Origin of the sequence: Shinella sp. HZN7 (assembly GCF_001652565.1) — a bacterium.
Lineage (GTDB): Bacteria > Pseudomonadota > Alphaproteobacteria > Rhizobiales > Rhizobiaceae > Shinella > Shinella granuli.
Genome location: NZ_CP015737.1, coordinates 186,726 through 209,212 on the forward strand (window position 1 = coordinate 186,726; position 22,487 = coordinate 209,212).

Annotated in this window: 24 protein-coding genes; 15 read left to right on the top strand and 9 right to left on the bottom strand. The window is 65.8% G+C overall.

The genetic code is table 11. The annotated features are described in order from the left end of the window. Positions 1 to 52 precede the first annotated feature (52 nt). From shn_RS37535 to shn_RS23270, 4 genes are all read right to left on the bottom strand, one after another. The gene (locus shn_RS37535) at positions 53 to 2,017 is read right to left on the bottom strand and encodes a DUF2817 domain-containing protein (protein WP_084438392.1); all 1,965 of its coding nucleotides are present in this window, start codon (positions 2,015 to 2,017) and stop codon (positions 53 to 55) included. Positions 2,018 to 2,061: 44 nt separating this feature from the next. Further along, positions 2,062 to 2,232, bottom strand: coding sequence for a hypothetical protein (locus tag shn_RS35965; protein WP_206362238.1), 171 nt, complete (start codon positions 2,230 to 2,232; stop codon positions 2,062 to 2,064). A gap of 70 nt (positions 2,233 to 2,302) precedes the next feature. Beyond that, the gene (locus shn_RS23265) at positions 2,303 to 3,403 is read right to left on the bottom strand and encodes a 2Fe-2S iron-sulfur cluster-binding protein (protein ID WP_064332900.1); all 1,101 of its coding nucleotides are present in this window, start codon (positions 3,401 to 3,403) and stop codon (positions 2,303 to 2,305) included. 12 nt (positions 3,404 to 3,415) lie between these two features. Then, positions 3,416 to 4,462: an aromatic ring-hydroxylating dioxygenase subunit alpha gene (locus shn_RS23270; RefSeq protein ID WP_064332901.1), complete on the bottom strand. Its 1,047-nt coding sequence runs from the start codon at positions 4,460 to 4,462 to the stop codon at positions 3,416 to 3,418. 123 nt (positions 4,463 to 4,585) lie between these two features. Here shn_RS23270 and shn_RS23275 point away from each other — a divergent pair, with 123 nt between their 5' ends. The 10 genes from shn_RS23275 (at position 4,586) to shn_RS23315 (ending at position 11,192) form a co-directional block, all read left to right on the top strand. Continuing rightward, on the top strand, positions 4,586 to 5,518 hold the full coding sequence (locus shn_RS23275) for a LysR family transcriptional regulator (protein WP_064332902.1): 933 nt from the start codon (positions 4,586 to 4,588) through the stop codon (positions 5,516 to 5,518). Between the two features lie 383 nt (positions 5,519 to 5,901). Next, on the top strand, positions 5,902 to 6,804 hold the full coding sequence (locus tag shn_RS23280) for a DnaJ C-terminal domain-containing protein (protein WP_064332903.1): 903 nt from the start codon (positions 5,902 to 5,904) through the stop codon (positions 6,802 to 6,804). Positions 6,805 to 6,806: 2 nt separating this feature from the next. Then, the gene (locus shn_RS23285; RefSeq protein WP_371328618.1) at positions 6,807 to 7,088 is read left to right on the top strand and encodes a chaperone modulator CbpM; all 282 of its coding nucleotides are present in this window, start codon (positions 6,807 to 6,809) and stop codon (positions 7,086 to 7,088) included. 33 nt (positions 7,089 to 7,121) lie between these two features. Then, entirely contained in the window at positions 7,122 to 7,286 is a 165-nt protein-coding gene (locus shn_RS36530; RefSeq protein ID WP_168168959.1) for a hypothetical protein, read from the top strand. Between the two features lie 49 nt (positions 7,287 to 7,335). Continuing rightward, the gene (locus tag shn_RS23290; protein ID WP_064332904.1) at positions 7,336 to 7,590 is read left to right on the top strand and encodes a DUF2171 domain-containing protein; all 255 of its coding nucleotides are present in this window, start codon (positions 7,336 to 7,338) and stop codon (positions 7,588 to 7,590) included. Between the two features lie 61 nt (positions 7,591 to 7,651). After that, positions 7,652 to 7,846, top strand: coding sequence for a hypothetical protein (locus shn_RS23295; protein ID WP_064332905.1), 195 nt, complete (start codon positions 7,652 to 7,654; stop codon positions 7,844 to 7,846). 2 nt (positions 7,847 to 7,848) lie between these two features. Then, the gene (locus shn_RS23300; protein ID WP_064332906.1) at positions 7,849 to 8,889 is read left to right on the top strand and encodes a Dyp-type peroxidase; all 1,041 of its coding nucleotides are present in this window, start codon (positions 7,849 to 7,851) and stop codon (positions 8,887 to 8,889) included. Continuing rightward, positions 8,882 to 9,682 carry a family 1 encapsulin nanocompartment shell protein gene (locus shn_RS23305; protein WP_064332907.1) on the top strand — a complete coding sequence of 267 codons (801 nt, stop codon included), beginning with the start codon at positions 8,882 to 8,884 and terminating at the stop codon, positions 9,680 to 9,682. Before shn_RS23300 ends, shn_RS23305 begins: the two co-directional genes overlap by 8 nt. Before the next feature lie 20 nt (positions 9,683 to 9,702). Then, entirely contained in the window at positions 9,703 to 10,986 is a 1,284-nt protein-coding gene (locus shn_RS23310; protein ID WP_064332908.1) for an NAD(P)/FAD-dependent oxidoreductase, read from the top strand. Beyond that, a complete protein-coding gene (locus shn_RS23315; RefSeq protein ID WP_064332909.1) occupies positions 10,983 to 11,192 on the top strand; it encodes a DUF2945 domain-containing protein in 210 nt (69 codons plus the stop codon). Before shn_RS23310 ends, shn_RS23315 begins: the two co-directional genes overlap by 4 nt. A gap of 80 nt (positions 11,193 to 11,272) precedes the next feature. On the opposite strand, the gene shn_RS23320 is transcribed toward shn_RS23315, so the two are convergent. The 4 genes from shn_RS23320 to shn_RS23335 form a co-directional block, all read right to left on the bottom strand. Then, positions 11,273 to 12,256, bottom strand: a complete 984-nt coding sequence (locus shn_RS23320) for an ABC transporter permease (protein ID WP_064332910.1) — start codon at positions 12,254 to 12,256, stop codon at positions 11,273 to 11,275. Between the two features lie 11 nt (positions 12,257 to 12,267). Next, positions 12,268 to 13,278: an ABC transporter permease gene (locus shn_RS23325; RefSeq protein ID WP_064332911.1), complete on the bottom strand. Its 1,011-nt coding sequence runs from the start codon at positions 13,276 to 13,278 to the stop codon at positions 12,268 to 12,270. Between the two features lies 1 nt (position 13,279). Beyond that, on the bottom strand, positions 13,280 to 14,770 hold the full coding sequence (locus shn_RS23330) for a sugar ABC transporter ATP-binding protein (protein ID WP_064332912.1): 1,491 nt from the start codon (positions 14,768 to 14,770) through the stop codon (positions 13,280 to 13,282). A gap of 131 nt (positions 14,771 to 14,901) precedes the next feature. Further along, positions 14,902 to 15,882, bottom strand: coding sequence for an ABC transporter substrate-binding protein (locus shn_RS23335; protein WP_064332913.1), 981 nt, complete (start codon positions 15,880 to 15,882; stop codon positions 14,902 to 14,904). 175 nt (positions 15,883 to 16,057) lie between these two features. Here shn_RS23335 and shn_RS23340 point away from each other — a divergent pair, with 175 nt between their 5' ends. Then, positions 16,058 to 17,131 (top strand): LacI family DNA-binding transcriptional regulator, encoded by a 1,074-nt coding sequence (locus shn_RS23340; RefSeq protein WP_064332914.1) that lies wholly within the window; start codon positions 16,058 to 16,060, stop codon positions 17,129 to 17,131. A gap of 107 nt (positions 17,132 to 17,238) precedes the next feature. On the opposite strand, the gene shn_RS23345 is transcribed toward shn_RS23340, so the two are convergent. Continuing rightward, on the bottom strand, positions 17,239 to 17,940 hold the full coding sequence (locus tag shn_RS23345; protein ID WP_064332915.1) for a GntR family transcriptional regulator: 702 nt from the start codon (positions 17,938 to 17,940) through the stop codon (positions 17,239 to 17,241). A gap of 124 nt (positions 17,941 to 18,064) precedes the next feature. On the opposite strand from shn_RS23345, the gene shn_RS23350 reads away from it, so the two are divergent. From shn_RS23350 to shn_RS23365, 4 genes are all read left to right on the top strand, one after another. Next, positions 18,065 to 19,579, top strand: coding sequence for an aldehyde dehydrogenase family protein (locus shn_RS23350; RefSeq protein WP_064332916.1), 1,515 nt, complete (start codon positions 18,065 to 18,067; stop codon positions 19,577 to 19,579). 124 nt (positions 19,580 to 19,703) lie between these two features. Then, entirely contained in the window at positions 19,704 to 20,654 is a 951-nt protein-coding gene (locus tag shn_RS23355; protein WP_064332917.1) for a substrate-binding domain-containing protein, read from the top strand. Positions 20,655 to 20,722: 68 nt separating this feature from the next. After that, a complete protein-coding gene (locus shn_RS23360) occupies positions 20,723 to 21,742 on the top strand; it encodes an ABC transporter permease (protein ID WP_206362239.1) in 1,020 nt (339 codons plus the stop codon). Further along, on the top strand, positions 21,742 to 22,473 hold the full coding sequence (locus shn_RS23365; RefSeq protein WP_064332919.1) for an ATP-binding cassette domain-containing protein: 732 nt from the start codon (positions 21,742 to 21,744) through the stop codon (positions 22,471 to 22,473). The genes shn_RS23360 and shn_RS23365 overlap by 1 nt, the downstream gene beginning before the upstream one ends. Positions 22,474 to 22,487 lie beyond the last annotated feature (14 nt).

Here is a 22,487-nt window from a genome sequence, read left to right on the forward strand (position 1 = left end):
TTTTGGTTCCCCATGTTGAGCATCGTTATTGAGCGGGTCGAGCCGGCGGCCGTCAGAACGTCCGGGCCAGGAACTGGCGCATGCGTTCGGAGCGCGGATTGGTGAAGACATCCGCCGGGGCACCCTCCTCCTCCACCTTTCCCTGGTGGAGGAGGAGGATCTTGTGCGAGACCTCGCGCGCGAACTGCATTTCGTGCGTCACGAGGATCATCGTGTTTCCTTCTTCGGCCAGTTGCCGGATCACCCGCAGGACCTCGCCGACGAGCTCGGGATCGAGCGCGGAGGTCGGTTCGTCCAGCAGGATGAGCTTCGGGCGCATGGCGAGCGTGCGGGCGATCGCGGCCCGCTGCTGCTGGCCGCCCGAGAGCTGGCCGGGATACTGGGCGTGCTTTTCGGAGAGGCCGACCTTCTTCAGGAGGGCGTGGGCGTGGTCGATGGCCGCCTGCCGCCCCTCCTTCAGCACATGCAGCGGCGCCTCGATGATGTTCTCGAGCACGGTCATGTGCGGCCAGAGGTTGAAGTTCTGGAACACCATGCCGACGCGCGAGCGGATGCGCTCGACCTGCCGCATGTCGGCCGGCACGGCGCTGCCGTCCGCCGCCTTCTTCATGCGGATCTCCTCGCCGTCGATGACGATGCGCCCGTCGTTCGGCTGTTCGAGCAGGTTGATGCAGCGCAGGAACGTGCTCTTGCCCGAGCCGGAGGAGCCGATCATCGACACGACCTCGCCCGGCTGTGCGGAGACGCTGACGCCATTGAGCACGGCAAGCGGACCGAAGCGCTTGTGGATGTCGTGGACCTCGATCGCCGGCCGCTCGTGGAGCCTCGGGCCGACGGCATCCCGATGGGCGACGACGGCAATGGCCGCGGCGGCGGGGACCGGCTTTTCCACCCCCACCCCGCCGATGGCCTTGAGGTCGGCGAAGGCGCGGTCGAAGTGGCGCAGAGCGGTTTCCAGGCAGGTGCGCTGCCAGTCCGCATCTTCGGGGATGAAGGCGGCGCGCAGGGTCTGCTTGATCCTGCCGCCGAGCGGCGTATCGACCTTGCCGTAAAGGTGGAGCCAGTTGTCCGCCTGGACCGCATCGGAGACGGCGGCGCCGTCGAGCGTTCCGCATTCGACCACGAGCGGCAGGATGCGGGCATTCGGCAGCGCCTTTCGCACGGCAGCCGAGACATAGCCGGTCGCCGTCGCGGCGATGCCGGTATCCGTCGTCGCATTCGCGTCGGTGACGACGACCGAGAGGGCGGGGCCGAAGATGCGCCGCCCCCAGTCCAGCCCGGCATGCTCGCTTTCGGCGACCGAGAGCAGCGCGGGATAGCCGTAGGGACCGGCCCCCGTATGTAGGTCGAAGACGACGACCTCGGCGGCCTGCTGCGCGAAGGTGGAGAGGATGTCGACAAGCGTGCGGTTGGACCAGACGGGGCCGGCGCCGCCATAGAACAGGCCGTCGGGAAAATCGTACTGCCCGGCTTCGATGACCGGGGCGAGGCCGGCATAGCCGCCGGACCGCTGCTTGGCCGCCTCGTAGCGCTCCGTCGCCGCGTCGCGCTCCGCACCGTCGAGGGCCGGACAGACGAGCGCGTCGTGCAGGGCGGCATAGCGCTCGTTCCTCGGCGGGGCCTGCTGCCAGTCGATGAAGTTGCGGTTGAGGTCGACATTGTCCTCGTTCACCCGGCGCGACCAGGCGGTCCCCCAGGGGTTGATGAGATGGATCGCGAGGACGGCCGTGTCGTCGGGGAGCTGCCAGGGAGCGTTCTGGCAAAGCCATGCGGTCTGGCAGGCCGAGCCGAAGGGACCTTCGACGCCGTGCGTGCCGGAAATCAGCACCATGAGCTTGCGGGCGTCGTTGCGCCCGAGATAGGCGACGTCGGTGGCGAGCCGCTCGCCATCAGGCCCGTGCAGCGGGTGCAGGTATTCGACCAGGCTGGCCCCCGCGGTGCGCGCGGTGGCAAGGAACCGGGCGCGCAGGGCGGAAAAATCACCGGCGAAGAGACCGGACGGCGTTGAAGGCGACATGCGAGGGGGCTCCCGGTTGGCTTTGTGCAGGCTGGCATTGGCGCTCATTGTTCGCTCCCGCGGGACCGTTGTCCGGCCCCTGTTCGTTTCGGTTCGAGGGACGCCGCAGGCGGAACGCCGAGCGCCGCGCGCAGGGCCGTGCAGGCCGGGTCGCCGTAGCGCGAGGGATCGAGGCCGGCGATATGCGGATCGAGCGGGATTGCGTCACGGGGCATTTTCGTCACGGGTTCTCCTTCGGGGGACTGGGCACCCCTGGTTCAGGCCGCAGCCTCTTGTTCGCAGCGCTCAGAGATCGAGCACGATCGAGGATTTCGGCCGGGTACAGCACAGCAGCACCCGATCGTCCGGCATCACGTCGAGCGGCTCCTCGAAATAATCGACCTCGCCCGAGACGAGGCCGTGCTCGCAGGTCCCGCAAACCCCCGCCCGGCAGGAGAATTCGGGCTCGATGCCCTGCGCCTCCAGGAAGGCGAGGATGGATTGGCTCGTTCCGTCCCAGGCAAGGCTTCGCCCGGACTTCTGGAGGACGATGCGCAAGCCGTCCCCTTCGGCGGCATGGCCGGCGACGGGCGGCGCCACGGGGCGCGGCGCCGGCTGCCCGGCCTCCGACAACAGGCTCGCCGGGCCGAAGAATTCGTAGGCGATGCGCTCCTTGCGCACGCCGAGGCCGGTTAGGATGCCGTAGAGCGCCTGCATGAAGGGAGGTGGGCCGCACATGTAGATGTCGTAGTCGTCGAGCGGCAGGAGACGCTGGAGCGTGGCGCGCGTCAGGAAGCCCGCCGAATGGCACCGCATCGCATCGAGATCGTCGTCCGCCGCGAAACGGTAGCAGAAGTGCACGGCAATGCCGGGCCTGAGGCTCGCCAGGTGCTCGACCTCCTCGCGCAGCGCATGGACCGCCGCGCTGTCGCAGGCATGGATGAACCAGACGGGTCGGTCGCTTTCCCGCGCCAGCACATCCAGCATCGAGACCGTCGGCGTCAGCCCGACACCGCCCGACAGCAGCACGACGGGCCGGCCGCTTGCGACATCGAGCTTGAAGGCGCCGCGCGGCGGGTCGATCTCGACGATGGCGCCGGGCTCGATCTCGTCATGCAGCCAGCAGGAGCTCAGGCCCTGCGGAACGTCCTGCGCCGGCGCGGCCTCGCGCTTCACGGTGATCCGGTACGTGCCCGCCTCGCGCGGGGAGGAGGAGACCGTGTAGTTGCGCAGGACATGTCCTCCCTTGCGGTCGGGAACGCGCATCGTGAGGAACTGTCCCGCCTCGAACGGCCGCCAATGCTGCCGCTCCAGAGGGGCGAGGCGGAAAGACGTGATGGTGGCGCTTTCGCGCACCTTCGAGACGATTGCGAAGGGGCGGAAGCGCGAGGCCGCGGCATCGAGCATCTGGATCGATCCTTATTCGGCCGCTTCGCTGGTCGTGCCGGTCTGCGCCTCGGCGGCAATCAGCTGGGCCAGCTTGCGGCGGAAGCGCATCGGGCCGACGTCGATCTTCAGGTCGAGGTTCGGCGTCTGCATGTTGGCCATCCCCTGATGGACCGCCTCCAGCACGATGCGGTCCTCCTCGAAGGCGCCGCGGACGGATTTGGCGAAGCTTTCCGAAACTTTGGCATCGTCGGGCGCGAAGTTGCGCATCTGGAACCAGTAGTACTTCGTCCGGTTCTCATCGACCGGCGTCATGAAGTTGTAGCTGTCCATGAGGAATGTGTTTTCCGGCAGCACGCGGCCTTCGCCGCCGGTATGGGCGGGTGCGAAGATCGCCTTGATGATGGCGTTGCTCGGATAGCGCACCTCGTAGTGCTGCTTGCGGTCGGTGTTGCCCTCGAACTGCAGGAAGGGCGCGTAGAACGGTGCCGGCTCCGAATCGATCATCCAGCGCCAGACGGTCACGCCGTCGTCCTTCACGGTCGTCTGGAGCGGCGTTTCCTCGCAGGCGGAGCTTGCGAAGGAGGACTGGTGGACCCAGGCGACATGCGAGGGATCGAGCAGGTTGTCCGTCATGTAGAGGTAGTTGCAGTTGAGCGTCATGGACTCGCCGCGATTGATGCCCCAGGACGGGTCGTCGAAATACTCGACCTCGAAAATGTCCTTCGGGTCCGCCTTGTCGGCATCCCCCATCCAGATCCAGAGCAGGCCGTAGCGCTCGTGGACGGGATAGGAACGCACCCTGGCGACATGGGGGATGCGCTCGGCGCCGGGAACCCGCGTGCAGGTGCCGGAACAGTCGAAGGTCAGGCCGTGATAGCCGCATTCCACGTCGTCGCCCTTGATGCGGCCCATGGAGAGCGGCAGCTTGCGATGGGGACAGGCATCTTCGAGCGCCGCCGCGCCTCCGTCCTGCTTGCGGTAAAGGACGATGTTTTCGCCGAGGATCGTGACGGGTTTCAGCGCGCGGTCGACCTCATGGTCCCAGGCTGCGACGTACCAGGCATTCTTGAGAAACATCTCGCTCTCCTTGCGTTTTGCTAAGCGAGTGTTTGTCGTTTTTCGCGTGCCAACAAGTTGCCAGCGCCTGCGTTCTTTTTTAGAAATTCTAAATTGGAACGACCTGTCCTGGAGGGACCTGCCATGCCGAACCCGTCCTTGCGCGGCCTGCAAGCCTTTGAGGCGATCGGGCGATGTGGCTCGGTCAGCGCCGCTGCTGCCGATCTCGGAGTATCGCCCGGGGCGGTCAGCCAGTTGGTGCGAAACCTGGAGCAATGTCTCGGCTTGACGCTCCTGGAGCGGCGGGGGCGGCGCGTCGAGCTGTCGTCATGGGGGCGGCTGTATTACCGCGAGGTGGCGAAGGGTTTTCAGCAGCTTTCCCATGCCGCCAACGTTCTGACGCGTGCGAGGAACGAGACCGGCATCGTCCTCAGCGCCTTGACGTCGGTTGCCAGCAGGTGGGTCAGCCGCAAAATCTTCGACTGGCAGTCCCTCTGTCCGGAATCGAATGTACGCATCCTCGGGCAGGACGAAGAGCCGCGTATCGGCATTGAGCAGGTGGATTTCCGCATCACCTATGGTCGGCGCTCTTATGCCCACGAACACGTCGCCACTCTGTTCACCGACTGGGTCGTGCCGGTCTGTTCGCCCGCGCTCATCGCAAATCGCGTTCTCGACTGTCCGCAGGACATCCTCAAGTTCCCGCTGCTCAATGTGGAATGGGAAGCGGACTACAAGGCTTCCCCGCAATGGAAGGACTGGGCCAGCTTGATCGATGCCGATGGCCGGCAGACGTTTTCCGGCCTTTCCTTCACCTTGTCGAGCAGTGCCATCGACGCCGCCGCCAATGGCAGGGGATTCGTTCTCGCACAAGTTTCCATGGTGCAGGACGAGGTCGCTGCCGGCAGTCTGGTGGTTCCGTTCGATATTCGCATGAAGCTGCCCGAAAGCTACTATCTGGCGTGGGACAGGACCGCCCTCGAAAAGCCGTTCGGCCAGAGGTTCCACAAATGGCTGGTTGGTATTGCAAAGCAACAGGATACCATCTCGGTACCGGCTCAGGTTCGGTCAAGCTGAAGTCAGCAGCATAAGGGTTCGGCTTAAAATAAGGCTTTCGCCGAGGTCCTCGCCGCAACCGGTAGTCCGGTTGCCCAACCCGCGCCTCAGGGCGCAAAAGAAACGGTCGAGGCTCTGATCGCCGCTGGATGAAAACGCAGCGGCGGCCGTGCGCGATGCGCCGGGCGGCGAGGATGCCGCCGTGATCCGTAAGAAGGCAACGGCGCTGGAGGAGAAGGCCGCGGCATTGGCGCAGTCTTCCGTCTCTCCCGGTGCTGCGGCGTCCGCGCCGACGGAAGACGGAGGGCCGCAGCGAAAATTCGGCAACGGGGCATGAAGCCGCGTTGCCGGATACCGGTCGCAGCCACATATATATTGCAGTTCAATGATTTCCGGAGCCCGTCGTGAAAAATCCCTATGAGGTTCTCGGCGTGCCGTCCACCGCGACGGCGGCCGAGATACAGAGTGCCTACCGAAAGCTCGCCAAGAAACTGCACCCGGACCTCAACCCGGGCGACAAGGCGGCGGAGGAAAAGTTCAAGGAGGTCGCTGGCGCCTACGATCTTCTTGGCGATGCCGACAAGCGCAAGCGCTTCGATGCCGGTGAGATCGATGCCTCCGGCGCCGAACGTCCGCCGCGCCAGAACTACTACCGCGACTATGCCGGCGCGCAGGCGGAGCACCCTTACGCGGATGCCTCCGGCTATGCCGACTTCATGGACAGCGACGACATCTTCGCCGACCTCCTGCGCCGCAGCCAGAGGGGGCGGGCGAACCGTCGCGGCGAGGACATGCACTACCGGCTGGAGATCGGCTTTGCCGATTCCATCGCCGGGGCGACGCGGCGCATCACCCTGCCGGATGGCGGCACGCTGGACGTGAAGATCCCGCCGGGCCTCGTCAGCGGCCAGACGATCCGCCTCAAGGGCAAGGGCGCGCCGGGCTTCGGCACCGGCGGGCCGGGCGACGCGCTGATCGAGGTGGAGGTCCTGCCCGATCCGCGCTTTGCCCGCGATGGCGACGACATCACGATCGAGCTGCCCGTCTCCCTGAGCGAGGCGGTGCTCGGCGGGCGCGTGCGTGTTCCGACGGCGACCGGTGCCGTGACCATGGCCGTGCCGAAGGGCTCCAACACCGGCACGACGCTGCGGCTGAAGGGCAAGGGTGCCCCGAAACGCGGCGGCGGTTTCGGCGACCAGTTCGTCAAGCTGAAGGTCGTCCTGCCGAACAAGCCCGATCCCGAGCTTGAAGCCTTTGTTGCCGGCTGGGAAAAGGGCAAGTCGTTCAATCCGCGCGAGGAGGGCTGATCATGGCCATGACCAGAGAGGAATTCCTGAAATCCTCCGGCCTCAAGATGCAGGTGCTGGAGTTGTGGATCGAGCAGGAATGGCTGGTGCCGGAGAGGACGCCGTCCGGCCTGCGCTTCCGGGAGATCGACGTCGCCCGGGCGCGGCTGATCGGCGAGCTGCAGTCCGGCATCGGCGCGAACGAGGCGGGCATCGACGTGATCCTGCATCTCATGGACCAGTTGCACGGCATGCGCCGGGCGCTCGCGGAGCTGCGGCGGGAAATGGGCAAGGCGGACGTCTGACGGCGGATCGTCATGCAAAACGGAAAGGACAGGATGATGGGGCAGAACCGAAGCACGACGGAACCGCCCGGCCTTGCGGAATTCGGGCCATGGCTGGCCCAGGCCTCGATCCTGGTCGTCGACGAGCCCGGCATCTGCAACCTCCGCCGCCGACGGCGACATCACCTTCAACGGCAGGAAACCGGAATTCGTCGTTGAGGACGCGTTCGACACGGTTTGACCCACTTCAACCCAAGGGAGAAGCAGCATGAGCGACAAGGTCAGGGAAAACATGGAAGTCATCGGCGCCGACGGCGTGCATGTGGGCACTGTCGACCGCGTGGAAGGCAACCGCATCAAATTGAAGAAGAGCGACAGCTTCGGCCGTCATGAAGGCCACCACCACTATATCGAGATGGGCTTCGTGGCGGGCGTCGAGGGCGACAAGGTGCGCCTGTCGGCCAATGCCGATATCGCCGTCACGCTGGAAGAGGAAAAATCCGGCCGTCCGGTCGACCTCTGACCGGCAACGGGCCGGCTCTCCTCCAGCCGGCCCGTTTCTCCTTCAGCGCAAGGTGCCTGCCATGGAAAACTACGACCTCTATCTCAATCCCGAGAAGCCGGCGATCGGCCTCTATGTGCGCGCCGGTGCGGGTCTGCCCGACATTGCCGATGCGAAGGACTGGATTTTCGATGGCACGGCGGAAAAAGACTCGCTACCTTCCGACGTGGTGAAGGCCGTCGAGGCGAACGGGCACGCCTTCCGCGACATGGATTGAGCATGGATGCAGTCTTACCCTCCGTCGTCCCGCAGCCGGTCGCGGCGCGGCTGACGCGCGCGGCCATCTTCCTTGTCGTGACGCTTGCGCCCGGCCGCGAAGCCGAGGGCGCGGTGAAAACGCTCTGCGCCGATCTTTCCGGCCTCTTGCGTGCCGTCGGCTTCCGCGATCTCGAAGGCGGGCTTTCCTGCGTGCTCGGCATCGGTTCGGATGCCTGGGACCGTCTCTTCGGCACGCCGCGCCCGAAGGATCTCCATCCTTTCCGCGAAATCCGCGGGCAGCACCATGCCGTCGCCACGCCCGGCGATCTCCTCTTCCATATCCGCGCCACGCGCATGGACCTCTGCTTCGAGCTGGCGACCCAGATCATGCGCCGGCTGGCGGGCTTCGTTGCGACCGAGGACGAGGTGCACGGCTTCAGCTATTTCGACGACCGCGATCTCATCGGCTTCGTCGACGGCACGGAAAATCCCGTGGATGCGGCCGCCGCGGCCGCCACGATCATCGGTGCGGAAGATCCGGATTTTACCGGCGGCAGCTATGTGATCGTGCAGAAATACCTGCACGACCTTGCGGCCTGGAACCGCGTGCCGGTCGCCGAGCAGGAGAGGATCATCGGTCGCGAGAAGCTTTCCGACATCGAGCTCGACGACGCCGCCAAGCCGAGCTATGCCCATAATGTCCTCACCTCCATCGAGGAGAACGGCGAGCCGTTGGAGATCCTGCGCGACAACATGCCCTTCGGCGATGTCGGTAAGGGCGAGTTCGGCACCTATTTCATCGGCTATGCGCGCTCGCCGCGGCGCATCGAGATGATGCTGGAGAACATGTTCATCGGCCGCCCGCCGGGCAATTACGACCGGCTGCTCGACTTCAGCCGCGCCGTCACCGGAACGCTGTTCTTCGTTCCCTCCGCCTCGTTCCTCGACGCGGTGACGTCCGATACCGCAGCGGCGGCGCCTGCGGCGACGGACCAGCCGCCATCGCGCAGCGACGGATCGCTCGGCATAGGCTCTCTCAGGAAAGGGGTTACCCATGAATAACCTGCACCGTGAACTCGCGCCCGTTTCCGAGGCAGCCTGGACGGAAATCGAGGAAGAGGCGGCGCGCACGCTCAAGCGCCATCTTGCCGCCCGGCGGGTCGTCGACATGGTCGGCCCGGCGGGCCTCGGCCTTTCGGCGGTCGGCACCGGTCATGTCATGCCGATCGCGCCGCCGGCCGAAGGCGTGCAGTCGGTGAGGCGCGATGTCAAGGCGCTCGTCGAGCTGCGTGTGCCCTTCCAGCTCTCGCGCAACGCAGTCGACGATGTGGAGCGCGGCGCGCTCGACAGCGACTGGTCGCCCGTCAAGGAGGCGATGCAGAAGATCGCCTTCGCCGAGGACCGCGCCGTGTTCGACGGCTATGCGGCCGCCGGCATCGAGGGCATCCGCGCTGCGGCGAGCAATCCTGCCGTACCGTTGCCGCAAGGCGTGAAGCGCTATTCGGACGCGGTGGCGCGCGCGGTCGGCCGGCTCCGGCTTGCCGGCGTCGAAGGCCCTTATGCGCTCGTGCTCGGCGGCGATGCCTACATGGCCGCGAGCGGGGGCAGCGACGACGGCTATCCGGTCTTCCACCATATCGAGCGCATCGTCGACGGCGGCATCATCTGGGCGCCGGCCATCGAGGGCGGCCTCGTCCTGTCGTTGCGCGGCGGCGATTTCGAACTGACCGTCGGTCAGGATTTTTCCATCGGCTATCTCGGCCATTCCGCGACCACCGTCGACCTCTACGTGCAGGAGAGCTTCACCTTCCGCACGCTGACGACGGAAGCGGCCGTGGCGCTTTCGCCGGAGTGACAGGACGAAAGGAGGTTGGCGTGGCGGCAAGCGACGATCACCACGTCGTCATCGTCGGTGGCGGTTTCGGCGGGCTGGAGGCGGCGCGCCATCTGGCGGCTGGTCCGTTCCGTATCACGGTGCTCGACCGGCGCAACCATCACCTGTTCCAGCCCTTGCTCTACCAGGCGGCGACGGCCTCGCTCGCCCTTTCGGAGATCGCCTGGCCGATCCGCTCGCTTCTGCGGCGCTACCGGAACGCGACCACGCTGCTGGGCGCGGCCACCGGCGTCGATGCGGCGGGAAAGGCCGTGCTGCTTGAGGACGGGCGGCGGGTTTCCTACGACACGCTGATCCTCGCCACCGGCGCACGCCATGCCTATTTCGGCCATGACGAGTGGGAGCCCCATGCGCCGGGGCTCAAGACGCTGGAGGACGCGACGACGATCCGCCGGCGCATCCTCTCCGCCTTCGAGCGGGCGGAATGGCAGACGGACGCCGAGGAGCGCCGCCGCCTCCTGACCTTCGCCATCATCGGTGCCGGCCCGACCGGCGTGGAACTCGCCGGCACCATCGCCGAGCTGGCCCACGAGACGCTGCGCCGCGATTTCCGCCATATCGACACGCGCGAGGCGCGCGTGGTGCTCGTCGAGGCCGGGCCGCGTATCCTCTCGGCCTTCACCGAGGACCTTTCGGCCTATGCCGAGCAGGCGCTCGCCCGTCTCGGCGTCGAGGTGCGCACGGGCCACGCCGTCTCCGAATGCAGCGCGGACGGCATCGCGCTCGGCGGCGAGTTCCTGCCTGCCGCGACCATCCTGTGGGCGGCGGGCGTTGCCGCTTCGCCGGCCGCCGAATGGTTGCAGGCGCCGGCCGACCGCGCCGGGCGGGTCATCGTCGCGCCGGACCTCTCCGTCCCGGGCTTTCCGGATATCTTTGCGATCGGCGATACGGCCCATGTGTCGGTCGGGGAGGGCAGGACGGTGCCGGGCATTGCGCCTGCGGCGAAGCAGGAAGGCCGCTACGTGGCCGGCGTCATCCGCGCGCGCCGCGAGGGAAAGCCGCCGCCAAAGCCCTTCGCCTATCGCAACGACGGCAATCTCGCCACCATCGGCAAGTGGGCCGCCATCGTCGACCTCGGCTGGATCAAGCTCAAGGGCCGGCTTGCCTGGTGGACCTGGGGCATCGCCCATGTCTACTTCCTGATCGGCTTGCGCAACCGTCTCGCCGTCGCCCTTAGCTGGCTGTGGATCTATTCGACCGGCCAGCGCAGTGCCCGCCTGATCACCGGCACCGGCGTTGAACGGCAGGAAAGGAGACCGCAATGAGCAGACGCTTTGCAATCGGCGATCACGTCACCTGGAATTCGGAGGCCGGCCATGTGTCGGGCACCATCATCGCCATCCACACCAGCGACTTCGACTACAAGGGCCACACCCACCGCGCCACGCCCGACGATCCGCAATACGAGATCAAGAGCGACAAGACCGACCACATCGCCGCCCACAGGGGGAACGCCCTCGACCATGCGTGAAAGGCGACCGGCCGTCAGGACGGCGCCGGAAGCGCCGCTCGTGCCATGCCCCCGCTTTCATGTGTCTGCCGGTACCGGCATCAGGGGGCGTTGTGCCGTGCCATCAGCTTCGCCTGCAGAACCACCACGATGAGCAGGAACGTGCCGCGGATGACGGACTGCCAGTAGGCGGACAGCGAGATCCAGCCGAGGCCATTTTCGAAGTTCAGGATGTTGAAGACCATGGCGAGCAGGAGGGCGCCGGCGAGCGTCGCGCCGACGGAGCCCGAGCCGCCCGTCAGCAGCGTGCCGCCCACCACGACGGAAGCGATGGCGAAGAGCTCCCAGCCCACGCCCTCCGTCGGCTGGCCGGCGCCGAACTGCGAGGCGAGGATGACGCCGGCGAGGCCGGCGAGCGCGCCGGAGGCGAGATAGACGGCGGCGAGCGTGCGCTCGACCTTGAGGCCCATCAGCCCGGCCGTGGCCTCGCCGTCTCCGATCGCCAGGATGTGGCGCCCGACGGGCAGTTTTTCGAGCACCAGCCAGCCGAGGACGTAGACGGCGAGCGCGATCCAGGCGGGAATGGGAAAGCCGAGGAAATCGTCCTGGCCGATCACGGTAAAGCCGGTGTCATAGGAGACGGAGACCGACTGGTTGTTGGCGAGCAGCAGCCCGGTGCCGTAGGCGGCCAGCATCGTCGCCAGCGTGGCGATGAAAGGCTGGATGCGCATCTTCGTGATGATGAAGCCGTTGAGCGCGCCGACGGCAAGACCCGCCGCGATGCCGCCGAGAAGCCCGGCTGCCCAGTGATAGGGGGAGCACAGGGCGGCAACCACGCTCGCCATCGCCGCCGTGCCGCCGACGGAAAGGTCGATGCCGCCGGTGATGATGACGAAGGCCATGCCGAGCGCGATCAGCGCGAACATGGAGTTGTAGCGCAGGAACGAGAGGATGTTGTAGGACGACACGAAATTGTCGTAGCGCAGCGCCCCGAAGAGGATAAGGCCGAACAGCGCGAGGATGACGCCGAGCCGGGCGAGATCACCGGAGGACTTGATGGCGAACGGGCGCAGGAGCGTGGACATGGATGGTCTCCTCAACGCTTGTCGGCGCGCTGCTGGATGAAGACGGCGAGCACGATCAGCCCCGCCTTGACGATGAGCGCTGCCGCATCCGGCACGCCATTGGCCAGCAGCGTGTAGCGCACGAGCTGGATGACGAAGGCGCCGAGCACGGTGCCGACGATGTTGGCCCGTCCGCCTGTCAGGAGGGTTCCGCCCACCGCGACGGCGGCGATGGCGTCGAGTTCCATGCCGAGGCCGACGAGATTGGCGTCGCTCGCCGAATTGCGCGCGACCACGACGAGGCCGGCGAGGCCGGCCAGCGCCCCACTGATCATGTAGACGAGAAGCTTGACGCGCTTGACTGGCACACCGGTCAGCCGCGCCGCCTTCTCGTTGCCGCCGACGGCGATGATCTGGCGGCCGATGACGGTGTAGCGGATCATGGCGGAGGCGAGGATGACGATGAGGATCATCAGCACGACCTGCGCCGGAATGCCGGCGATGCGGCCCATGGCGATGAACTGGAAGCCTTCGTTCTTGAAGACCTGAAGATTGCCGTTGGTCATGACCTGCGCGATGCCGCGCCCGGCGATGAACAGCACAAGTGTCGCGATGATCGGCTGGATGGAAAAGCGCGTGACCAGCAGCCCGTTGAACAGACCGAACAGGCTGGCGACCGCGACCGGGATGAGGATGGCGAGCGCCACGGCGAAGGCCATGTTCTCGACCTGCCAGAACTGGCCCATGAAGATCATCGGCGCCAATGCTCCCGAGATCGCCATCAGCGAACCGACCGAAAGATCGATGCCGCCGGTGGCGATGACGAGCGTCATGCCGGTCGCCACGATGACGATGGTGGCTACCTGCGTGAGGTTCACGTTGAGCGTCTGCAGGGACAGGAAGTTCGGCGTCACCGCGATATTGAAGGCGATGAGCGCCAGGAAGGCGACGAAGGTGCCGTAGCGGCTCGCCAGCGTGAACAGCCGGCTGCCGGGCGAAAGCGTGCCGGAGGGCTGGGGAACGGGAGTCTCGATCGTCGTCATGTCATTCCACCTGATGGGCCATGGCGGAAAGCAGCGCCGCCTCGGTCAAGTCCTTGCGCGGCAGGGCCGCCACCGACGTGCCGTCGCTGAGCACCGTCACCCGGTCTGCGGCGGCAAGAAGCTCTTCGAGTTCCGAGGAGATCATCAGCACGCTCAATCCCTCGTCGGCAAGGCGGCGCAGGAGCTTGAGGATTTCCGACTTGGCGCCGATGTCGATGCCGCGGGTCGGCTCGTCGACGATGAGCACGCGCGGGTCCGTCGCCAGCCACCGGGCGAGCAGAACCTTTTGCTGGTTGCCGCCCGAGAGCTCCTTGATCGGCTGGTCGGGCGAGGCGCATTTGATGCCGAGCGCCCGGATGTACCGCGTGACGATTTCGTCCTGCCGGGCGCGGTCGACGATGCCGGCCTTCTTCAGCTTTGGCAGAAGGGCGAGCGTCATGTTCTCGCGGATGCTCATATCCGGCACGATACCGTCTATCTTGCGGTCCTCGGAGACGAGGCCGATGCCATCGGCGATGGCATCCGCCGGCTCGCGGTAGCTGCGCTCCCGGCCCTCCATGCGCAGGGTGCCGCGCTGCATCTTGTCCGCACCGAAGATGAGGCGCGCCGTCTCCGTGCGACCGGAACCGAGCAGGCCGGCAAGGCCGGATATCTCGCCTTCGCGCACCGTGAGGCTGACGTCGCGCACGCGCACGCCGGCGCCGGCGTTTTCGATTGCGAGGCGAACGGGCCTTTCCGGTGTTTCCCGGTCGGGTGCCAGCGCCTGTAAGGCGGCGAGCTCCTTGCCGAGCATGTGGCGCACCAGGGCCATCTTCGGCATGTCCGCCATCGGGCTCTTCGCCACCGTCTGGCCGTCCCGCATGATCGTCACGCGGTCGCAGATCGCATAGAGTTCGTCGAGCCGGTGGCCGATGAAAATGACGGCGACGCCCGAACGCTTCAGCGTGCGGATCGTCTCGAAGAGCACCGCGACCTCGCGCTCGTCGAGCGAGGAGGTCGGCTCGTCCATGATGACGAGACGGGCGTTCTGCGTCGCCGCGCGGGCGATGGCCACCATCTGCCGGGTTGCGGCATCGAAATGCGCGACGGGGCGGTCGACGTCGATGGACAGGTTGAAGGTCGCCAGCACCGCTTCGGCGCCGCGTCGCATGGCGGCATGGTCGATCATGCCGAAGCGTTTCGGCTCGCGCGACAGGTGGATGTTCTCCGCCACGGAACGCTGCGGCGCGAGATTGATCTCCTGATAGATCGTCGCGATGCCGGCGGCCTGCGCTTCGGCCGGCATGGCGAAATCGACCTCCTTGCCGGCGAAGGCGATGCTGCCTTCGTCGCGGCGGTAGACGCCGGTGAGGATCTTGATCAGCGTCGACTTGCCCGCGCCGTTCTGGCCGACAAGCGCCATGACCTCCGCCGGCTCGACCTCGATCGAGGCGGCGTTCAGCGCCGCCACGCCGGCAAACGCCTTGGAAATGCCCTGCATGGACAGAAGCATGGGGTCCTCCTCTATCCGCCCTTCGGGCGGGCCTTCCAAGCCTACACCTGAACAAGCGCAAGGTCAGGCCCGTTCAAAAAACGGCCGAGACGGTAGAGCCGCCCCGGCCGCAAAGTGCTTGGGAGATGCGATCAGTAGGCGTTGGCGAGTTCTGCGGCCGCGTTGGACGCGTCGTAGAACTTGTCTTCGTTGACGAGGATCGGATCGATCGCCTCGCCCTTGGCGTAGCGTATCATCGTCTCGAAAGCCTTGGGCCCGAAGCGCGGGTTGCACTCGACAACCGCGGCGATCTTGCCGTCGACGACCGCTTGGACGGCTTCCTTGCCGCCGTCGATGGAGAGCACGAGCACATCCTTGCCCGGCACCTTGCCTGCCGCTTCCAGCGCGGCGATGGCGCCCATCGCCATTTCGTCGTTGTGCGCGTAGATGATGTCGGCATCCGGGTGCGCCTGGAGCAGGGCTTCGGCGACCTGGCGGCCCTTGTCGCGGGCGAAGTCGCCGGTCTGCGAGGCGACGATCTCGAAGCCGCCGGCGGCCTGGATCGCCTCGTCGAAGCCCTTCTTGCGGTCGTTGGCGGGCGAGGAACCGGTCGTGCCTTCCAGTTCGATGATCTTCGACTTGCCGTTGGCGTTCTTCACCAGCCATTCGGCGATGCGCCTGCCTTCCTCGACGAAGTTCGAGCCGATGAAGGTCAGGTAATCCTCGCCGGCCTTGGCGAGCGACGGGTCGACCGAGCGGTCGAGCAGGATGACCGGAATCCCGGCCTTCTTGGCGGCCATGACGGCCGGGATCAGCGGTTTTTCCTCGCGCGGTGCCAGGAAGATGACGTCGACGCCCTGGGCGATCATCGAGTTGACGTCGGCAACCTGCTTGGCGGCCGAGCCGGCAGCATCGGTATAGACGAGCTGGAAGCCGAGTTTTTCGGCCTCGGCCTTCATGCTGTTGGTCTGGGCGATGCGCCAGGGATTGTTGGATTCGGTCTGCGCGAAGCCGACCTTGTAGGTGTCCTTCTGCGCCAGCTTGGGCACCTCGGCGATCGCGGCGCCTGCCACGGCAAGCGCGCCGACGGCCGTTGCCGCAAGCATGAAGGTGCGACGGGAAATCATGGTCATGAGCGGGTTCTCCTCCCAGGTTCTGGCCGGTGCTCCTCTACCGGACGTGAGCAAATTCCTGCTTCACATGGGCAAATCTTGCGCTAATAATATGAGCAGTCAAGAGCCAAAATTATGAGCACTTGCAAAAAATCCGCGTGCGATGCAAAGCACGCCGAGGGGCGAGGAACGACGCATGGCCAAGGGAAACGGGCGCAATTCGGACAAGCAGGGCAGCGGACGTCCGACAATGACGGATGTCGCCCGCATTGCGGGGGTCTCCCAGTCCAGCGTCTCGCTTGTGCTCAACGCTATGTCCGGTTCGCGCATCTCGCAGGAAACGCAGCAGAAGGTGCGCGAGGCTGCTCATAAAATAGGTTATAAACTGCCTGCGACACGCGGCCCGGTGGCTGCCGCCCCCACGGTCGAGAAGGACACGATCGCCTTCATCGTCGACGAAATCTCCACCAGTCCGCATCCGGTCGTCAGCCTCGACGGCATCCGCGACTATGCGTTCGAGCAGGGGCTGCTCGTCTCCGCGCACGCCACGCGTTCGAATCCCGATCTCGAAGAGGCGGTGCTGCGCTCGGTGCTGCGCGATCCCGCGATTGCCGGCGTCATCTACGCGACGATCTTCACGCGCAAGGTTTCCGTTCCGCCCGCGCTCAAATCCATCCCGACCGTGCTTCTCAACTGCTACTGCGAACCGCGCCAGCATGTGGCGATCGTGCCGGGCGAGGTGGCGGGAGGCTTTGCGGCGACGGCGCACCTGACAGCGCTCGGCCACAAGCGCATCGGCTTCATCAACGGCGAGCCCTGGATGGACGCTGCGATGGACCGCCTGAAGGGTTACAAGCAGGCGCTCGCCACGGCCGACATCGCCTTCGACGAGAGCCTTGTGCGCGACGGCGACTGGCTGCCGCTACGCGGCTACGAGGCCGGCCTCGACCTGCTTGCCATGGACAATCCGCCGACGGCGATCTTCTGCGGCAACGACCTGATGGCGATCGGCGTCATGGAGGCGGCGCAGGAAAGAGGGCTTCGGGTGCCGCAGGACCTGTCCGTCATGGGTTACGACGACCAGGAGCTGGCGCGCTACACCCATCCGCCGCTCTCGACACTGGTGCTGCCCAACTACGAGATGGGCCAGAAGGCTGCGGAAATCCTCATCGACATGGCAATCCACGGCAAGCACACGCGCCCCATGACCATCAAGGTCGATGGGCCGCTGGTGGTGCGCGAGACAACGGCGACCGTCGACAGGCGCTAAGGCAATTCCAGCAAAAGTGCGAAGCGGTTTTGCGTCCGGAATTGCGTTGAAACGAAGAGTTGGAGCGTTTTCTCGATTCGAGGAAAAGCGGAAATGCTCCGATTGCTCTATTCGAAAAGGTCGGGGTTGTCGGCCTCGATCTGCGGCAGGTCGGCGAGGATCCCGTTGAGATGATTGCGCATGGCGGTTGCGGCGGCGTCGGCATTGCGCATGTCGATGGCGGCGATGATCGCCTCGTGCTCGGCAATCAGCCGCGTCATGGAATCGGGATGGCGGAGCTGGAGGTTGCAGACGCGGTCCATGTGGGCCTTGATGTCCGAGATGGCGTTCCAGGCAAGGCCGCAGCCGGCGCCTTCCGCGATCGCGATATGGAACTGCTCGTCCTCGCGGCGGAAGGCATTGTGGTCGTGCGCGTCCATCGCCGCCTTCTGGCGGGCCAGGATCGTGTCGATCTTGCGCCGCGTCCAGGCATCGAAGGTTTCGCTGGCGCGCCGGGCGACGGCGGTCTCGATGGCCTCGCGTACGAAGCGGGCCTCCATCATCTGCCGTGCGGAAATCCTGACAACGACGGTGCCGCGGTTCGGTCGGATATCGACCAGCTTGGACTTGCCGAGCGCGATCAGCGCCTCGCGCACCGGCTGGCGCGAGACGCCCATGCGGGTTGCGATCTCCTGCTCGGACAGCCGCATGCCGGGGGCGAGCTCCAGGCGGATGATGGATTCGCGCAGGTCCCGTTCCACCTGCGCGGCCGCGGTTTCGCCGGTGTCGATCTTCAGGGATTCAAGGTTCACGTCTTTTACCGCCGTCATGCGTTGACATCCATTTGAAGCCACCATACAGTACCATACAATTCATGCGCAACAAAAATCCGGTGGCCTCAAAACCGGATCAACAGGGAGGGGCTGGCGCCATCTTGCCGGCCGGAAGACGATATTGCTGTCCAATTTCATTGCACCCGATTCCCGTGACCCGCGGCTGAATATTAAATCCCGCTATCAGATGCTTGTCGATGGCAAGTCCGTCGACGCCGCATCCGGCAAGACGATCGACCGCGTGAGCCCTGGCCATGCGGGTGTAATTGTCGGGACCTGGCCGGAGGCTTCCGCAGATGACGTGCGCCTCGCGGTCGCGGCGGCGCGCCGGGCCTTCGACACCGGCCCCTGGCCACGCATGTCGGGTGCCGAGCGCTCGCGCCTGATGTTCAAGGTGGCGGACCTGATCCTCGCCCATCAGGAAGAGCTCGCCCTCGCCGAGAGCCTGGAAGTCGGCAAGCCGATCGCCCAGGCCCGCGGCGAGATCGGTTTCTGCGCCGACCTCTGGTCCTATGCGGCCGGCCAGGCCCGCGCGCTGGAAGGCCAGAGCCACAACAATATCGGCGATGATCGCCTCGGCCTCGTGCTGCGCGAGCCGGTCGGCGTCGTCGGCATCATCACGCCCTGGAACTTCCCCTTCATCATCGCCTCCGAGCGCGTGCCGTGGGCGATCGGCGCCGGCTGCACGGTGGTGCTGAAGCCGTCGGAATTCACGTCCGGGACGTCGATCCGCATGGCGGAGCTGGCGCGCGAGGCCGGCATTCCCGACGGTGTGTTCAACGTCGTCACCGGCTATGGCGATCCGGCAGGGCAAGTGCTGGCGGAAGATCCCGGTGTCGACATGGTCGCCTTCACCGGCTCGGTGCGGGTCGGCACGAAGCTCGGCGAGATCGCGGCGCGCAGCGTCAAGCGCGTCGGGCTGGAGCTCGGCGGCAAGGGACCGCAGATCGTCTTCGCCGATGCGGATCTCGACGCGGCGGCGGACGGCATCGCCTACGGCGTCTACCACAATGCCGGCCAGTGCTGCATTTCCGGCAGCCGCCTGCTGGTCGAGGAAGGTATCCGCGATGCCTTGATGGAGCGGCTGCTCGATATTTCCCGCAAGGTCACCTTCGGCGATCCGCTGAACGAGCGCACCAAGATCGGCGCGATGATCTCGGAGGCGCATGCGCAAAAGGTGCATTCCTACGTAGAGGCCGGCGTCGCCTCTGGCGCAGAACTGTTGCTCGGCGGTGAAAGGGTCGGCAGGGAGGCCGGGCTCTACTACGCGCCGACCGTCTTCGCCGGCGTCACGCCCGACATGTCGATCGCCCGCGAGGAGATTTTCGGGCCGGTGCTTTCGACTTTGACCTTCAAGACGGCGGACGAGGCCGTGGCGCTGGCGAACGCCACCGAATTCGGCCTGTCGGCCTGCGTCTGGTCGACCAATCTCGAAAACGCGCTGCAGAGCATCCGCCGCATCCGCGCCGGCCGCTGCTGGATCAACAGCGTGATCGACGGCACGCCGGAACTGCCGATCGGCGGCTACAAGAAGAGCGGTCTCGGCCGGGAACTCGGCCGCTACGGCTTCGACGAATATTCCCAGTTCAAGGGCGTGCACGTCACGCTCGGGCGCCCTGCGCCGTGGTTCGCATAACCGGCTGCCCGTCGGGCAGTCATGAGGAGGAAAATCTCGGCCGGCGTGATCTTTGGTCGGAGCCCGCCAGCCGAGACTTGGGTCTTTTGGACCCGCATTGCACATCCAAAGGGAGGATACGCAAATGAAATTGACCAGGTTGAGAACCGCCGCCCTGGCAGCGGGCCTTGCCACCATGATGACGTCGACGGCGCTTGCCGCAGACGTCAAGGCCACGATGATCATCTACCTCGATCCGAGTGTCCAGTTCTTTAATCCCGTGGTGAAAGGCGCGCAAGACGCGGCCGCCCAGTTCGGCGTCGATCTCGACGTGCAATACGCCAACAACGATCCGGTGCGCCAGAACGACCTGATCGAAAGCGCGACGGCGAGCGGCGTCGACGGCATCGCCGTCGCGATCTCCTCTTCGGACGCCTTCGACGAGAGCATCTGCGCGGCGGTCAAGGCCGGCATTGTCGTCATCGGTTTCAACAATGACGATCTGGAGGGTGCCAAGGGCAATTGCCGCCAGGCCTATGTCGGCATGAACGAGTTTGCCTCGGGCTATGAACTCGGCAACCGCATGATCAAGGAATTCGGCCTGAAGTCCGGCGACGTCGTCTTCAACCCGCGCGAAATTCCCGAGGCGAGCTTCGCGGTGGCGCGCGGCGGCGGCATCGAAAAGGCGATGGCGGAAGCCGGCATCAAGGTGGAGACGGTGCGCGCCGGCCTCGACCCGGCGGAGGCGCAGAACATCATGGCGCAGTTCCTCATCGCCAATCCGGACGTGAAGGCGCTGTTCGGCACGGGCTCGGTGACCTCGACGGTCGGTGCGGGCGCGATCAAGGATGCTGGCGTCGACATCCCCTTCGGCGGCTTCGACCTGGCGGTCGAGATCGTCAATGCGGTGGAGTCAGGCGCGATGTTCGCGACCATGGACCAGCAGCCCTATCTTCAGGGCTACTATCCGATCGCCCAGATCGCGCTGTCCAAGAAGTACGGACTGACCCCGACCGACATCGACACCGGGCAGGGCGCCTTCCTCGACAAGTCGCGCATCAGCTCGGTCAAGCCGCTGATCGGCAGCTTCCGCTAATCGTGTCCAGAGGGAGCCCGCCATGAGCGGCGGGTTCCCCGTTCCCAGAAACGATCGAGTGCCAGACCGTGACACCTATCCTCGCCGACAGTGCCGGGCCCCGTTCGCGCACGCAAAGACAATCCCTCCTCAAGCAGATCATGGGCATGCCTGCGGGGGCGATCTTCCTCGTCTTCATGACGTTGCAGGTCGTCTGCATCGCCGGCGCGCTGCTCTATCCGAACGAGTTCCGCTACCTCTCGCCGCAGAACCTGACAATCCTGATGAAGGCGATCCCCGTGCTCGGGTGCCTGGCGCTCGGTGCGGGCGTCCTGATGATCGCCGGCGAGTTCGACCTCTCCATCGGCTCCGTCTACACCTTCACGGCCGTGCTGATGGCGAGCCTCGTCGGCGCCGGCGTGAGCGCCTTCCTCGCCGCGCCGCTCGGCATCGTGGTCGGCTTGTTGATCGGGCTTCTGAACGGCCACATCACGTTGCGCTTCGGCCTGCCGTCCTTCATCGTGACGCTCGGCGGCCTCCTGTTCTGGCGCGGCGCCGTGCTGCTCTATAACGGCGCGGTGCAAGTGCGTTTCGACCCCGAGCCGATCTTCACGAGCCTGTTTTCCGGCACGCTGCTCGGCATCAACGCCGCCTTCATCTGGATCGTCCTCTTCGTCGTCGGCTTTCACTTCCTGCTGCACCGCCACCGCTTCGGCAACCACGTCTTCGCGACGGGCGGCAATCGCGGCGCGGCCGAGGCGATCGGCATCAACACGGCCCGCGTGAAGCTCATCGCCTTCGCCATCGCCGGCGGCATGGCGGCGGTCGCAGGCATTCTCGCCACGGCCCGCGTCGGCAGCGTGCAGCCGGGGCAGGGCGCCGGCCTCGAACTGCAGGCGATCGCCGCCTGCGTCATCGGCGGCCTGTCTCTGCGGGGCGGCCGCGGATCGATCATCGGCATCTTCCTCGGCGTGCTGCTGATCCACACCATCACCGACGTGCTGCTGCTTCTGCGCGCGCCCGGTTTCTATCTCGACATGTTCATCGCGACGCTGATCGTGCTGGCCGCCATCTTCAACCATCTCATCGAGCGGCGAGGCATTGCGTGATGTCCAATCTCCTCGAACTCCATAACATTTCCAAAAACTTCGGCGCGCTGACCGCGCTCCGCAACCTCAGCTTCCACATCGGTGAGGGCGAGGTGGTGGGCCTGCTCGGCGACAATGGCGCCGGCAAGTCGACGACGGTCAACCTCATCTCGGGCATCCACAAGCCGACAGACGGCTATCTGAGCGTCGACGGCAAGAAGACGCTCTTCACCTGCCGCTCGGATTCGGCGGACGCCGGTATCGAGACCATCTACCAGCACACCGCGCTGGTCGACAGTCTCTCGATCACCCGCAACATCTTCATGGGGCGGGAGCTGACGGACCGCTTCGGCTTTCTCCGGCAGGCCGAGATGCGCGATATCGCCATGGAGGTGCTGCAGAACGCCGTCCACATCTCCGGCATCGATTCACCGGATACGCTGGTCGGCAACCTCTCGGGCGGCCAGAAGCAGGCCGTCGCCATCGCCCGCGCGGTCTACTTCAAGAAACGCGTGTTGCTGCTCGACGAGCCGACCTCGGCGCTCTCCGTACGCGAGACGGAGGCGCTGCTGAACCAGGTGCTGAAGCTGAAGGCGGAGAACGTCTCCAGCGTGCTGGTGACGCACAATATCTACCACGCCTACCAGGTCTGCGACCGGTTCGTGATCATGAGCCACGGCACGAAGGTCTTCGACGTCGCCAAGGCCGACACGACGATCAACCAGCTGACCGAATATGTCGTGCTCACCTGATTTCCATTCCTGAA